The 502-nt window shown below is 63.9% G+C and carries 1 protein-coding gene; it reads right to left on the reverse strand.

Going from position 1 to position 502, the window contains the following annotated elements; all coding sequences use genetic code 11:
- The coding region (locus tag N1031_RS20440; protein ID WP_259481802.1) for a transposase at window positions 1–429 on the reverse strand (429 nt) is incomplete at its 3' end.
- Window positions 430–502 lie beyond the last annotated feature (73 nt).

Consider the following 502-nt stretch of genomic DNA (forward strand, 5'->3'; position numbering starts at 1 on the left):
GAGGTTGCCGCAGATCCGTGACACCTCGGACTTCGAGATCCCGGTGTCGGCGCCGAGCGCTTTGACGAGGTCGTCGACCTTCCTTGTGCTGACGCCGTGGACGTAGGCCTCCATCACGACCGCGAACAAGGCCTGATCGACACGACGACGCCGTTCCAGCAGTGAGGGGAAGAACGACCCCTGCCGCAGCTTCGGGATCCGCAGCTCCAGGTCCCCTGCCGTCGTGCTGACGACCTTCGGACGAGAGCCGTTGCGTTGCGTCACCCGGTCCGGGGAGCGTTCGAACGGGGCGGCACCGATGAACGCGGCCGCTTCCGCCTCGATCAGCTCCTGATAGAGCGTCTCGGTCGCGACCCGGATCCGGTCGGTGACATCGGTGAGTTTCAGTTCCCCGAGGAGCTCGAGGAGGGCAGACTGGTCAAGAGCCATCGTGCGCTTGTGTCCTTACGTTGAGATTCCTAGACAGTTCTCACTGACCATCGCACGATGGCTCACCCACGTC

The sequence above is a fragment of the Herbiconiux moechotypicola genome, from assembly GCF_024979255.1.
Lineage (GTDB): Bacteria > Actinomycetota > Actinomycetes > Actinomycetales > Microbacteriaceae > Herbiconiux > Herbiconiux moechotypicola.